The sequence below is a fragment of the Allobosea sp. LC85 genome, assembly GCF_000735605.1.
Lineage (GTDB): Bacteria > Pseudomonadota > Alphaproteobacteria > Rhizobiales > Beijerinckiaceae > Allobosea.
This window is the reverse complement of record NZ_JPKG01000059.1, coordinates 348,252-361,843: the sequence shown is the minus strand read 5'-3', so window position 1 is coordinate 361,843 and position 13,592 is coordinate 348,252. Positions and strand designations below refer to the sequence as shown.

Sequence of the window (13,592 nt, the reverse complement as noted above, 5' to 3'; positions counted from 1 at the left end):
TCAAATTGTGGCGCTGGGAAATGAAGAGGCGCGCATCACCGAACCATGTGGGTCGGTGATGCGCGCCAGTCTCTGGGTGATGACGGAGGGTGGCGATCAGCCTTCGAACGGCTCGGCTGGCTCGACACCTTCAGAGACGAACTCGTCGAAATTCTCGCCGGGCTCCGGCTTCAGCAACGGGGTGCGGTTGAGGACCACGACGGTGGTGCCGGTCGGCACGCGGCTGTGCAGGTCGATGATATCCTGGTTGAACATGCGGATGCAGCCGCTCGAAACCGCCTTGCCGATGGTCCAGGGCTCCGATGTGCCGTGGATCCGGTAGAGCGTGTCGCGGTCACCCTGATAGAGATAGAGCGCGCGCGCACCGAGCGGGTTCTCGAGGCCCGCGTCCATGCCGCCGGCCCAGCGGGCGTTCTTGGCGGGATCACGTGCGATCATTGCAGGAGTAGGAGTCCAGCGCGGCCAGGCTGCCTTGCGGGCAACGGTTGCGCGACCGCGCCAGGACATGCCCTGCTTGCCGACGCCGATGCCATAGCGGATGGCGCGGCCGTTCTCGCGGACCAGATAGAGATAGCGCTTGTTGGTGTCGACGACGATCGTGCCGGGCCGTTCGCTGGTCGGATAGGCGACCTCCTGCCTCAGGAAGCGCGAATCGACTTCGGAAATGTCGGTTTCAGGGAGAGGGAACTTTTCGTCGGGAATCTCGCCATACATGGCGAGTGCAGCCGCGCTCGGTCCGGCAGGTCTCGCAGCCTCGAGAGCTTGTTGGCGCGCGCCGACGCAGGCTGCCAGCGATAGCGGCAACAACAGCACCATCACGCGCTTGAAGAGGCGATGGCGGAGTGCGCCGGCGATCGAGTCGAAGGACATGAGTTTGGCTCGCGTATTCTTGGTCTTGCGGGACTAGCAACGGACGAGCGATCGCGCAGTTCCACGGTGTTCCACGTCTTCGCCCAGAGGGTTTCAAGGCGGAGGGCGTGGCCGTGGGGTGAACACAATGCGGCGAAATTGTGTCTCCGGCGGCCTGTGCTGAATCAGCAACAGCTCGAAAACGCCCAGAAATGACCCGGTTTTTCGGTCGATCAGGCGGGTTCTTGGCAATAACCGTACCGAATCGCCCAAATTACTCGAAACTGGGGAAAGCGCGGGCGGTTGGCTGTGTCCGCCCTGCAATGCCTGTGCAACCTAGCTTGGCGAGGCGGCGCGCGCGACCAGTCCGAGCCTTTCGCGCTGCGACCAGCGCCACAGCATCAGCACCGCAACCACGGCAAGGCCAGTCGCCAGTCCGATCCAGATTCCACTGCCGGCAAGCGGCGTCCAGAAGCCGAGAGCCGCGGAAAGCGGTAGCCCGATGCCCCAGTAGCCGAGGCCGGCCAGGATCATCGGCACGCGCGTATCGCGCAGGCCCCTGAGGATGCAGGAGCCGACCACCTGCGCGCCGTCGGCAATCTGGAAGATCGCGGCGAACAGGAGGAAGCGCATCGCAAGTTCGGCGACAGCCTGCGAACCCGGTTTGCTGGCATCAAGAAATGGCGCGACCAGCAGGTGCGGAGCGAGCAACATCACGAGCGCGGTCAGCGCCATGAAGGAGATTGCGAGCACGATCGCGGTGGTGCCGGCACGCGTGATGCCGTCGCGATCGCCGGCGCCATAGGCGCGACCGACGCGCACGGTGCCGGCCTGGCCGATGCCCATCGGCACCATGAAGGTCAGGGACGCGATCTGAATGGCGATCGCATGCGCGGCCAGCGAGGTCGAGCCGATCAGCCCCATCAGGAATGCGGCACCGTTGAAGATCACGACCTCGAAGGCCAGCGTCAGTCCGATCGGGAAGCCGAGCCGCCAGAAGGCGCGATATCTCGGCCAGTCTGGCACCCAGAAGCGCCCGAAGAGGTGAAATCGCCGGAAACGCCTGTCGACCGAAACGACAATGGCAAGTCCAAGGAACATCAGGGTCGAGGAGAGCGCAGTGGCGATCCCTGAGCCTGGCAGTCCGAGTGCCGGGAAGCCGAGCCGCCCGAACATCAGGCACCAATTGGCGAAGGCATTGAATGCGACGGCGAACAGGACCACCACGAAAGCCCAGAACGGCCGCTGCAATGCCGCGACGAAGCCCCGCAGGACGAGGTAGCAGAAGAACGGCAGCAGGCTCCATTGCAGGGTGTGGACATAGCTCGCGGCGGCGGCGGCGAGCGCCGGGTCCTGCCCCATGGCGCGCAGCATCGCCTCGCCCTGCCACAGGAACAGCCACATCGGACCGACCAGGGTCGCAGCCACCCAGAGACCCTGGCGCACGGTGCGGCGCACGTCGCGCACGGCATGGCGGTTGCGCCCGAGCTCGATCGAGATCATCGGCGCGACCGCTGCCATGACGCCGATGCCGAAGATCAGGACTGCCGTGTAGAGATTGGCACCGAGCGCTCCAGCCGCGAGCGAGTCGGGGCCGAGATGCCCCATCATCACCACATCGGTTGCCGTCATCGCCGTCTGTGCCACATTGGTGAGCACCATGGGCCAGCCCAGGGCGAGCATGGCCCTGACTTCCGCGAGCCAGGGATGAGAGCGTGCAATGGGGAGGGCCAGATCGGTCATGGGTCGTCGCTTCTAGCGCCCATTTTCTGTGCAGGACAGCGTCAGCCACGCTGGGCCTGCCCGCGCTCGGCGCGGGAACATGTCGAAGCGGCCCGCTGCGCGTTTTCGCGATCCGGCCTCTGCGCAAACGGCGCTACCGGCGTGCGACCATGGCAGCCATCATCTCCGGCAAGAAGAAGACAGAGGAACCGTCAAGGATGTCAGATTTGAGAAACCCTGCCGTGGCCGGCGACATCGTCGGCCTGGATGCAGTTGCGCTGTCGCATGCGATCCACGCGCGCAAACTCTCCTGCACCGAGGTGATGGGCGCTTATCTCGATCAGATCGCGCGGCATAACCCGAGGGTCAACGCCCTGGTGGCGCTGCGCGACCGTTCCGATCTGCTAGAGGAAGCCGAGGGGCTGGATGGCGAACTGGCGGCAGGCCGGTCGCGGGGCTGGATGCACGGCTTTCCGCAGGCCATCAAGGACCTCGCCGCGGCCAAGGGATTCGCGACGACGCAAGGCTCGCCGCTCTTCAAGGACGAGATCGCGCAAAGCGATGCCATTTTCGTCGAGCGCATGAAGGCAGCCGGCGCCATCATCGTCGGCAAGAGCAATACGCCGGAATTCGGGTTGGGTTCGCAAACCTTCAATCCGGTCTTCGGGGCGACGCGCAACGCCTATGACCAGTCGAAGACCGCGGGTGGCTCGAGCGGCGGCGCTGCCGTTGCACTGGCGATGCGCATGCTGCCGGTGGCCGACGGCAGCGACCATGCCGGCTCGCTGCGCAATCCCGCTGCCTTCAACAACGTGCTCGGCATGCGGCCGGGCTATGGCCGCGTGCCCTCGAGTGGCGACGAGGTCTTCATTCCGCAAATGGGCGTCGCCGGCCCGATGGCGCGCACGACCCGCGATCTTGCCGCGTTGCTCGCCGTGCAATCCGGCTACGATCCGCGCGTTCCGCTCTCCATCCGCGAGGAGCCGGCCGCGTTCCTCGGCAATCTCAAGCGCGACATTGCCGGGCTCCGCATCGGCTGGCTCGGCGATCTCGGTGGGCATCTGCCGATGGAGGATGGCGTCCTGTCGCTTTGCCGCGAGGCCTTGAAGGCCTTCGAGGAGATGGGTGCGCGGGTCGAGGAGGCGAGCCTCGGTTTTGATCCCGAGGCCGTCTGGCAGTCCTGGACGAGACTCCGGGCCTGGCAGGTCGGTGCGAGCCTGGCGCCCATCCATGCGGACCCGGCGCGGCGCGACCTTCTCAAGCCCGAAGCGCGTCACGAGGTGGAGCAAGGCCTCAAGCTCTCGGCTTTCGACGTGATGAAGGCCTCCAATCTGCGCTCGTCCTGGTATCAGCATGTGCGCGGCCTGTTCGAACGCTATGACGTGCTTGTCCTGCCCAGTGCCCAGGTCTTCCCCTTTGCCGTCGAGACGCATTGGCCGCGCGAGATCGCAGGCCGCGCGATGGACACCTATCATCGCTGGATGGAGGTGGTGATCCCGGTGACGATGTCGGGCTGTCCGGCGATCAGTGTCCCGGTCGGATTCAACGCGGCGGGTTTGCCCATGGGCATGCAACTCTGGGGCCCCAACCACGCGGAGCGTCTGCTGCTCGAAACCGCGCAGGCCTATGAGGACGCGACCGGTTGGGTCGAGAAGCGCAAGCCGGCCTTGCTCGCCGGCTGAGCGGCCGGCATCGTTCATGCTTTATGCGTTAGAGCACGCTGCGAAGTGGCAACGGTTTTTCGCATTAAGCATGCTCTAAACTATTGAGAGTCGATCACGCCGCGTTTGGACGATTTCGTGCAAACGCGGCGTGATCTAGCGGCCTGCGGCCGGCCTTTTGGGAGAGTTGGCGAATGAGCTCGAACCTGCGGATCGACGGACCAAGATTGGTCTCGAGGCTCGAAGCCTTGTCGAGGATCGGCGCAACGCCGGAAGGCGGTTGCCGGCGGCTGGCCCTCTCCGACGAGGACAAGCAGGGGCGTGACTGGCTCGTTTTGCAGATGCAGGCGCTCGGGCTCGAGGTGAAGATCGACGCGATCGGCAACGTCGTCGGCATCCTGAAGGGGCGGGAGGAGGGACCTGCCGTCATCCTCGGCTCCCATATCGACACGGTCGGAACCGGCGGGCGTTTCGATGGCGCGCTCGGCGTCATCGCCGGCCTCGAGGTGTTGGCGGCGCTGCGCGATGCGGGACTGCAGCCGAAGCGTGACATGGCGGTGATCGCCTTCACCAATGAAGAGGGCGCGCGCTTCCATCCCGACATGCTCGGCTCCTATGTCTGGGCTGGCGGCATGAGCGTGGACGCGGCCCATGCCGCGAAGGATGCCGATGGGGCGGTGCTCGGCACCGAATTGAAGCGGATCGGTTATCACGGGCCGGAACGGCCCGGCTTCCTCACGGCGCATTCCTATCTCGAGCTCCATATCGAGCAGGGGCCGGTGCTCGAAGGTGAGGGCGGCGGCCTCGGCGCTGTCACCGGCATCCAGGCCATCACCTGGCTCGAGCTGACCTTGAAAGGCCGGCCAAGCCATGCCGGCACGACGCCGATGGCCTATCGCAGGGATCCCGGGCTGGCGGCTGCGCGCATCAACCTCTTCGCCAATGAACTGACGGGTAAGATTCCAGGCCAGCTTGCCAATTCCGGCGTCATCCGCGTCGAGCCAGGCAACGTCAATGTGGTGCCGGAAAGCGTGGTCATGTCGCTCGACCTGCGCAATCCCAAGGACGCGCTTCTGGCCGAGGCGGAGGCCGCCGTCCGGACGTTCTGCGCGGAGCTTTCCGAGCGGGACGGCATCCAGATCAGCTTCCGCGATCTTGCCCGCTTTCCGGCGGTCGAATTCGCATCGGAGCTGATCTACGGCGTGGAGATGAGCGCAGCCGAACTCGGCCTGCCGATTCGCAGGATGATCTCGGGCGCGGGACACGACGCCCAGATGATGTCGCGCATCTGCCCGACGGCGATGATCTTCATCCCCTCGATCGGCGGCCTCTCGCATAATCCGGCGGAGTTCAGCTCCGACGAGGACATGATCGCCGGCGCCAATGTCCTGCTCAGTGCCGCCTGGCGCGTCGCGAATAACTGATCAATCGCGGCACGAACTGCGTGAGACATCTGCTGACAGCCCTGGTTCTTCCTTCCACGAGAGATGCCGATGACCGCAATCGCCTCCCTGTCTGCCGTCGCGTTGAGCAAGCTCTACGCCGGGCGCAGCCTCTCGCCGGTCGAGGTCGCCAAGGACGCACTCGACCGCATCGAGCGTTTCGAGCCTGACATCAACGCCTTTGTCGTGCGCGATGCCGAGGTCACGCTCGCCATGGCGGAGGCCTCGCAGTCGCGCTGGCTCAAGGGCGCTCCGTTTGGTCCGCTCGACGGCGTGCCGGTGACGATCAAGGACAATATCGGCGTGAAGGGATGGCCGATGCGCCGCGGCTCCGCGCTGGCCTCCAACGCGCCCTGGCCGGAGGACGCTCCGGCAACGGCGCGGCTGCGTGAGGCGGGGACCGTGTTTCTCGGCAAGACGACGATGCCGGAATATGGCTGGAAGGGTGTCGGCGACTCACCGTTCTCGGGCATCACGCGCAATCCTTGGGATATCCGAACCGGGCCGGGCGGCTCCTCCTCCGGCGCGGCCTCCTGCGCTGCGCTCAATCTCGGCTGCATCCATATCGGGACGGATGGCGCTGGATCGGTCCGAATCCCGGCGGCATTCACCGGTGTGGTCGGCTTGAAGCCAACCTACGGGCGCGTGCCCGCCTATCCCGTTTCGACCATGGGTTTCCTCGCCCATCTCGGTCCGCTGACCCGCACAGTCGCGGATACGGCGCTCGCCATGAATGCGATCGGCCGGCCCGATAACCGGGATATGACGGCGATGACTGAGCCCCCGCCGGATTACGTTGCCGGCCTTGCCGGCGGCGTGAAGGGGCTGCGCATCGCGTGGTCGCCCAGCCTTGGCGGCCATCATCTGGTGGATCCAGAGATCGCAGCGCTCGCCGCGGCTGCCGCGCTTGCATTCCGTGAACTGGGCGCAACGGTCGAGGAGGTCGATCCCGGTTTCGACGATCCGCTTGAGACGTTGATGACGCTCTGGTCGGCGGGGGCCGCGCTGGCCCTGCGGGGAGCGGGGCCGGAGAAGCGCGCGCAAATGGACCCCGGTCTCGTTGCCGTCGCGGAGGCTGGCGAGCAGGTTCCGGGCTCGGCCTATGTCGACGCCCTGCTCAACCAGCGTAACGCCCTTGCGCATCATATGGCGCAGTTCCACGAGCGCTTTGATCTGCTGCTGACGCCGACTTTGCCGCTGCCGGCCTTCGAGGTCGGGCGAAATGCCCCTGGTCACGGCGGATATGGCGACGACTGGACGCGCTGGACGCCGTTTACCTACCCCTTCAACATCACCCAGGCGCCGGCCATTTCCGTGCCCTGCGGCCTGACATCGGCCGGTTTGCCGGCCGGGCTGCAGATCGTCGGGCCATTCGGGAGGGATGTGCTCGTCTTGCGCGCGGCGGCGGCATTTGAAGCATTGCAACCCTTCGCCCGTGTCGACGTGCCCGTCAGATCGGCCTGAAGCGCGAAACCCGGCTGATCAGGACCTAAAGCATCGGCCCGAAAAGTGGATTGCGGTTTTCGGAAAAGCCGATGCAAACACAAAAAGCCTAGATCATCGGACCGGATGCGATATCCGGTCCGATGATCTAGGTTCGGTCAGCTTCTCGATCTGCATGGCCTCGTTGTTGATATCGACATGCGCATCCGCGAGCGGCACCGTTCGAGCCGCAGCGCCGTGTATTCCGGTGAGGCGGAGCAGCGAGCGCCGCATTTTCGGCGGCCATCAAAGACGCCGATCAAATCGATTTAGCTGATGTTGCGCAATTTTCTGCGGATTTGTGCTCGATTGGCGCGAGCCCATGGCGTTGGCACCCAGCCGGTTCCGTTTGGCACGGAGTCTGCAAGCCTGACCCCAGCGGATTTCGACCGTTGCGGCGTGTTGTCAGGGTGATTTTTCTCGCCCACACTCTCCTCAAGGTCGCCCGTCAGAGGTCGCCGTTTCAGGGGAGAGAGTCATGGATCGCAGGACATTCTTGAAATCTGCCACTGGTGCCGGCGCTCTGGCTGCCACCGGCGGACTTGCCATGCCGGCTTTGTCGCAAGGGGCGGCGGCCAAGACCCTGCGCTTCGTGCCGCAGGCCAATCTTGCGAATTTCGACCCCATCTGGGGCACGCAATATGTCGTCCGCAATGCCGCAGCGCTGGTCTGGGATACGCTCTACGGCATCGACGACAAGTTCCAGCCGCAGCGCCAGATGGTCGAAAGCGAGGAAGTCTCCTCCGATGGCCTGACGTGGACCTTCAAGCTCCGCCCTGGCCTCAAGTTCCACGACGGCGAGCCGGTGCTTGCCAAGGACGTGGTGCAGAGCCTCGTGCGCTGGTCGGCGCGCGACCCGATGGGCCTGATGCTCCGCGCCATCCAGAACGAACTGGTTGCCGTCGACGACCGGAGCTGGAAATGGTCGCTGAAGCAGCCCTTCCCGAAGATGCTGCTGGCGCTGGCGAAGAACAACGCGCCCTGCTCCTTCATCATGCCGGAGCGTATCGCCAAGACCGATCCGTTCCAGCAGATCACCGAATACGTTGGCTCCGGGCCGATGAAGTTCCTGCGCAATGAGTGGGTGCCGGGCGCCAAGGCGGTCTTCGAGAGGTTCGCCGATTATGTGCCGCGCTCCGAGCAGGCGAACTGGCTCGCCGGCGGCAAGAAGATGCTGGTCGATCGCATCGAGTGGGTGATAATGCCTGACCCGGCGACGGCTGCCGCAGCGCTGCAGAATGGCGAGATCGACTGGTGGGAGACGCCGCTCGCCGATCTCGTGCCGGTGCTCAAGGCCAACAAGAATATCAATGTCGATATCGGCGACCCGCTCGGCAATATCGGGTCCTTCCGCATGAACCACCTGCACCCGCCCTTCAACAATCTGAAGGTGCGCCAGGCCGTGCTGACCGCGCTGAACCAGGAAGACTACATGCGCGCGCTTGTCGGCGAGGACGACAAGCTCTGGAAGCCGCTTCCCGGGTTCTTCACGCCGGGCACCCCGCTCTACACCGAGCAGGGCGGCGAAATACTCAAGATGCGCAACATCGAGGCCGCCAAGAAGCTGCTGGCTGAGTCCGGCTACAAGGGCGAGCCGGTGGTCTGCGTCGTGGCGCAGGACATGTCCGCCACCAAGGCGATGGGCGACGTCACGGCCGATCTGCTCAAGCGCATCGGCATGAATGTCGACTTCGTCGCCACGGACTGGGGCACGGTCGGTTCCCGGCGCGCCCAGAAGACTGGACCGGGCCAGGGCGGCTGGAGCATGTTCCACACCTGGCATGCCGGCGCCGACTGCATCAATCCGGCCTCGTACACGGCGATCCGCGCGAATGGCGACAAGGCCTGGTTTGGCTGGCCGGACGTGCCTGCCGTTGAGACCGAGGTGACGAACTGGTTCAACGCCAAGGATCTCGCCGAGGAGAAGGCGGCCATGGGGCGGCTCAACCAGGCGGCGGTCCAGAACGTCGTCTACGCGCCGACCGGCTTCTATCTCGGCTACCAGGCCTGGCGGAAGAACGTCTCGGGCGTCGTCAGTGGGCCGTTGCCGTTCTTCTGGGGCGTCTCCAAGGCCTGATTTGTAACGAAAGGGATACAGCGCCGCGATGTTGGCTTTCATCGTCAGACGCATCATCACGACCATCCCGGTGATGGCCTTCGTGGCGCTGTTCGTCTTTTCTCTCCTCTACATAGCGCCTGGGGATCCGGCGGCCGTCATCGCCGGCGATCAGGCGACGCCCGCCGATGTCGAGAAGATCCGGCTGAGCCTGGGGCTCGACCGGCCCTACCTGATCCGTTTTGGCGAATGGCTGTTCAAGGTGCTGCAGGGTGACCTCGGCACCTCGATCTTCACCTCGCTGCCGGTGACGCAGCTCATCTCCCAGCGCATCGAGCCGACCGTCTCGCTGATGGTGCTGACGCTGATCTTTGCCGTCGTCGTTGCCGTGCCGATGGGCGTGATCGCGGCCTGGAAGGCGGGCACCTGGGTCGATAAGTTCGCGATGGCCTTCGCCGTCCTCGGCTTTTCCATCCCCGTCTTCGTCGTCGGCTATCTCCTGGCCTATGTGTTTGCGCTGAAGCTCGACTGGCTCCCTGTCCAGGGTTACACGCCGCTCTCGGAAGGGCTGTGGCCCTGGCTCAGGAACCTCATCCTGCCCGCGGTCACCCTCGGCCTCGTCTATATCGCGCTGATCGCCCGCATCACGCGCGCGACGATGCTCGAGGTGCTGCAGCAGGACTACATCCGCACCGCACGTTCCAAGGGGCTCGGCCAGCGCAACGTCTTGTTCCTGCATGCGCTGAAGAATGCCGCGATCCCGATCGTGACGATCATCGGCATCGGCATCGCCCTGCTGATCGGCGGTGCCGTGGTGACCGAGAGCGTCTTCGCCATTCCCGGGCTGGGCCGGTTGACGGTCGATGCCATCCTGCGGCGGGACTATCCCGTCATCCAGGGCGTCGTCCTGATGTTCAGCTTCGTCTACGTGCTGGTGAACCTCATCATCGATCTGGTCTACACGCTTCTCGATCCGAGGATACGCTATTGACGACGCGCTCCGAGAGCCCTGCCGCGGTCGCGGCTCCCGCTCTGGCCGGGGTCGCGCCAGAGAAGTCGACCATGAGAAACCTGCTGCGCTTCATGCGCCGGCACCCTTCGGTTGCGATCGGCGGCGGCCTGCTGCTGCTCATGGTCCTGATCGGAATCCTTGCGCCGCTGCTCTGGACCGTCGATCCGACCGCGATCTCGCCGGCCCGGCGCACCAGGATGCCGTCGGAGCAGTACTGGTTCGGCACCGACATGCTCGGGCGCGACATCTATTCCCGCGTCATCTACGGCGCGCGGGTCTCGCTCATCGTCGGCTTCACCGTTGCTATCCTGTCGTCCCTGGTCGGGTTGGCAATCGGCCTCTTCGCAGGCTTCGTGCGCCGTGCTGACGGCATCGTCATGCGCGGCATTGACGGCATGATGTCGATCCCGCCGATCCTGCTGGCGATCGCGCTGATGGCGCTGACGCGCGGCTCTGTCCAGAACGTCATCATCGCCATCACCATTGCCGAAATTCCGCGCGTCGCCCGCCTCGTGCGCGGCGTGGTGCTGAGCCTGCGCGAACAACCCTATGTCGAGGCGGCCGTGGCCGCCGGTGCGCGGGCGCCGCGCATCATCATGCGCCACATCCTGCCGAACACCATCGCGCCGATGACCGTGCAGGCGACCTATATCTGCGCCAGCGCGATGATCGTCGAGGCGATCCTCTCCTTCATCGGGGCCGGCATTCCGCCGGCAACCCCGTCCTGGGGCAATATCATGGCCGAGGGCAGGGCGCTCTGGCAGGTGCGGCCGCATATCGTGCTGTTCCCGGCGGTCTTCCTGTCGATCACGGTGCTTGCCGTGAACCTGCTCGGTGACGGCCTGCGCGACTCGCTCGATCCCCGCCTGGCGAAGAGCCTCTGAGGGGAACCGCGTCCACCATGCCGGCTGGCTCTGGCGCCGTACCCGCTGGCCTCGCGCCCCAGGATTTCGGGCGCGGTCTGCGGAAATCCGATGGCGTCCATGCGGCCTGACCGGCTTTCGCCTGCCTCGCATGATCGCGATGCTGGTGGGAGCGCTGAGGAGGAAACAAGGTGAGTCGAATTCTGACGGTGGCCGCAGCCCAGCTCGGCCCCATCCATCGGGATGAAAGCCGCGCTTCGGCCGTCGCCCGCATGATCGCCTTGATGCGCCAGGCCAAGGGCCATGGCTGCGATCTCGTCGTCTATCCGGAAGCTGCCCTGACAGCCTTCTTTCCGCATTGGTGGATGGATGACGAGGACGAGATCGATTTCTATTTCGAGAGTGCGATGCCTTCGAACGAGACGGCGCCACTGTTCGAGGAGGCAGCCCGTCTCGGCATCGGTTTCCATCTCGGCTATCCCGAACTCGCCTTCGAGGACGGGCGCAAGCACCGCTTCAACACTGCGGTGCTGGTCGACAGGAGCGGTTCGATCGTCGGCAAATACCGCAAGATCCACCTGCCAGGGCATCCCGAGCACCGGCCGGGCGCTGCCTTCCAGAATCTGGAGAAGCGCTATTTCGAGACCGGCAATCTCGGCTGGCCTGTCTGGCGAACGATGGACGCCAACATCGGCATGATGATCTGCAACGATCGGCGCTGGCCCGAGAGCTATCGCAGCATGGGTCTCCAGGATGTCGAGCTGATCGTGCTGGGCTACAACACGCCGAAGCATAACCCACCGGCGCCCGACCACGACCGCCTCGGCAATTTCCACAATCAGCTCGTCATGCAGGCGGGTGCCTACCAGAACGCCACCTGGGTTGTCGGCGTGGCCAAGGCGGGGCTCGAGGCCGGCGTCGATCAGATCGGCGGATCCTGCATCATTGCGCCGACCGGCGAGGTCGTGGCCCAGGCCGTCACCGAGGGGGACGAACTTGTCGTCGCCCGCTGTGACCTGGATCTCGGCAAGAGCTACAAGGCATCCACATTCAATTTCGCCCGCCACCGTGAGCCGGAGCAATACCGGATGATCGTGGAGCGCAAGGGCGCTATCTCACCGCTCTGAGTTTGCCGTCAAAGGACCAGCCATGAACCACGATCTCATCCTGAAAGGCGGGCGGGTCATCGATCCCTCGCAGAAGCATGATGGCATTCTCGATGTCGCCTTCACCGACGGCAAGGTCTCGGGCTTCGGCAAGGACCTGAAGGGCGGCTCCGATACCGAGATCCGCGATGTTTCGGGCTATATCGTTTCGCCCGGCCTGATCGACCTCCACACCCATGTCTATTGGGGCGGCACCTCGCTCGGCATCGATGCCGACGAGTTCTGCCGCATGTCCGGCGTCACCACCTCGGTCGACACCGGCAGCGCCGGACCCGGTAACTGGGCCGGTTTCCGCAAACACGTGATCGAGCAGAGCCAGGCCCGCATCCTGGCTTATCTTCATGTCTCGCATGCCGGTATCTACGGCTTCGATCATCGCGTCATGGTCGGCGAGAGCGGCGACCTGCGCATGATGAATCCGATCGATTGCGTCGAAGTCGCCGACGCCAATCGCGACTACATCGTCGGCATCAAGGTCCGCGTCGGCCTGCATGCCTCCGGCACGTCCGGGACCGTGCCCTTGAACATCGCGCTGCAGGTGGCCAACGAGGTCGGCATGCCGCTGATGTGCCATATCGACCATCCGCCGCCATCCTATGAGGAAGTCATCGGCATGCTGCGGCCGGGCGACGTGCTGACCCACGCCTTCCGGCCCTTCCCGAACGCGCCCGCGACGGCGCAGGGGACGGTGAAACCGGAAGTGCTTGCTGCCCGCAAGCGCGGTGTCATCTTCGATATCGGCCATGGCAAGGGCTCGTTCTCGTTCAAGACGACGCGCGCCATGCTTGCCAATGGCTTCGAGCCGGATGTGATCTCGTCGGACGTCCACAAGCTCTGCATCGATGGCCCGGCCTTTGACCAGGTCACCACGATGTCGAAGTTCCTGTGCATGGGCATGAGCCTGAACAACGTCATCGCCGCCTCGACCGTGAATGCCGCGATGGCGCTGAAGCGTCCCGAATACGGCTCGCTGAGGGTCGGTTCGCTCGGCGATGCCACCATCCTCACCGTCAAGGAAGGCAAGTTCGACTATGTCGACGTTGTCGGTGAGCACCTGATCGGCGACAAGAAGTTCGTCTCCGAGGGCGTGGTGCTGAAGGGCAAGTGGTGGCACCCGAAGCGCTCGAACAAGTTCAAGAAGGTGGCGGCCTAAAGCATCGGCCCGAAAAGTGGATTGCGGTTTTCGGGCAAGCCGATGCAATCACAGAAGCGCCGATGCAAACACAGAATGTGAGATCAACGGACCGGATACGATATCCGGTCCGTTGATCCGGGCCAGACCGCCCCTGCCGTCATGCCCGGGTTTGACCCGGGCATCTCACGCCGGAGTTTCCGGGTC

General features: G+C 64.7%; 10 protein-coding genes. 8 read left to right on the top strand and 2 right to left on the bottom strand.

The genetic code is table 11. The features are described 5' to 3' along the window. Window positions 1-96: 96 nt before the first annotated feature. Together FG93_RS28105 and FG93_RS28100 are read right to left on the bottom strand one after the other, a co-directional pair. Window positions 97-870 (bottom strand): L,D-transpeptidase, encoded by a 774-nt coding sequence (locus tag FG93_RS28105; protein WP_081881956.1) that lies wholly within the window; start codon window positions 868-870, stop codon window positions 97-99. A 315-nt stretch (window positions 871-1,185) separates the two neighbouring features. Next, on the bottom strand, window positions 1,186-2,592 hold the full coding sequence (locus tag FG93_RS28100; protein WP_043241379.1) for an MATE family efflux transporter: 1,407 nt from the start codon (window positions 2,590-2,592) through the stop codon (window positions 1,186-1,188). 197 nt (window positions 2,593-2,789) lie between these two features. Here FG93_RS28100 and FG93_RS28095 point away from each other — a divergent pair, with 197 nt between their 5' ends. The 8 genes from FG93_RS28095 (at window position 2,790) to FG93_RS28060 (ending at window position 13,406) form a co-directional block, all read left to right on the top strand. Then, window positions 2,790-4,253, top strand: a complete 1,464-nt coding sequence (locus FG93_RS28095; protein WP_043241657.1) for an amidase — start codon at window positions 2,790-2,792, stop codon at window positions 4,251-4,253. 173 nt (window positions 4,254-4,426) lie between these two features. Next, window positions 4,427-5,656 carry an allantoate amidohydrolase gene (locus FG93_RS28090; RefSeq protein WP_043241376.1) on the top strand — a complete coding sequence of 410 codons (1,230 nt, stop codon included), beginning with the start codon at window positions 4,427-4,429 and terminating at the stop codon, window positions 5,654-5,656. 69 nt (window positions 5,657-5,725) lie between these two features. Then, window positions 5,726-7,138 (top strand): amidase, encoded by a 1,413-nt coding sequence (locus FG93_RS28085; RefSeq protein WP_043241655.1) that lies wholly within the window; start codon window positions 5,726-5,728, stop codon window positions 7,136-7,138. A 496-nt stretch (window positions 7,139-7,634) separates the two neighbouring features. Continuing rightward, window positions 7,635-9,233 (top strand): ABC transporter substrate-binding protein, encoded by a 1,599-nt coding sequence (locus FG93_RS28080; protein ID WP_043241374.1) that lies wholly within the window; start codon window positions 7,635-7,637, stop codon window positions 9,231-9,233. A gap of 28 nt (window positions 9,234-9,261) precedes the next feature. Beyond that, on the top strand, window positions 9,262-10,203 hold the full coding sequence (locus FG93_RS28075; protein ID WP_043241372.1) for an ABC transporter permease: 942 nt from the start codon (window positions 9,262-9,264) through the stop codon (window positions 10,201-10,203). Window positions 10,204-10,244: 41 nt separating this feature from the next. Further along, window positions 10,245-11,108: an ABC transporter permease gene (locus tag FG93_RS28070; protein WP_052514311.1), complete on the top strand. Its 864-nt coding sequence runs from the start codon at window positions 10,245-10,247 to the stop codon at window positions 11,106-11,108. A 170-nt stretch (window positions 11,109-11,278) separates the two neighbouring features. Continuing rightward, on the top strand, window positions 11,279-12,214 hold the full coding sequence (locus FG93_RS28065; protein WP_043241367.1) for an N-carbamoyl-D-amino-acid hydrolase: 936 nt from the start codon (window positions 11,279-11,281) through the stop codon (window positions 12,212-12,214). 22 nt (window positions 12,215-12,236) lie between these two features. Further along, window positions 12,237-13,406, top strand: coding sequence for an amidohydrolase/deacetylase family metallohydrolase (locus FG93_RS28060; RefSeq protein ID WP_043241364.1), 1,170 nt, complete (start codon window positions 12,237-12,239; stop codon window positions 13,404-13,406). The last annotated feature ends 186 nt before the right edge of the window (window positions 13,407-13,592 follow it).

Excerpts from the sequence above, each read along its gene's own strand:
- FG93_RS28075 (WP_043241372.1), top strand. The coding sequence starts at position 9,262 with ATGTTGGCTTTCATCGTCAGACGCATCATCACGACCATCCCGGTGATG.
- FG93_RS28060 (WP_043241364.1), top strand. The coding sequence starts at position 12,237 with ATGAACCACGATCTCATCCTGAAAGGCGGGCGGGTCATCGATCCCTCG.
- FG93_RS28090 (WP_043241376.1), top strand. The coding sequence starts at position 4,427 with ATGAGCTCGAACCTGCGGATCGACGGACCAAGATTGGTCTCGAGGCTC.
- FG93_RS28105 (WP_081881956.1), bottom strand. The coding sequence starts at position 870 with ATGTCCTTCGACTCGATCGCCGGCGCACTCCGCCATCGCCTCTTCAAG.
- FG93_RS28085 (WP_043241655.1), top strand. The coding sequence starts at position 5,726 with ATGACCGCAATCGCCTCCCTGTCTGCCGTCGCGTTGAGCAAGCTCTAC.
- FG93_RS28095 (WP_043241657.1), top strand. The coding sequence starts at position 2,790 with ATGTCAGATTTGAGAAACCCTGCCGTGGCCGGCGACATCGTCGGCCTG.
- FG93_RS28100 (WP_043241379.1), bottom strand. The coding sequence starts at position 2,592 with ATGACCGATCTGGCCCTCCCCATTGCACGCTCTCATCCCTGGCTCGCG.
- FG93_RS28080 (WP_043241374.1), top strand. The coding sequence starts at position 7,635 with ATGGATCGCAGGACATTCTTGAAATCTGCCACTGGTGCCGGCGCTCTG.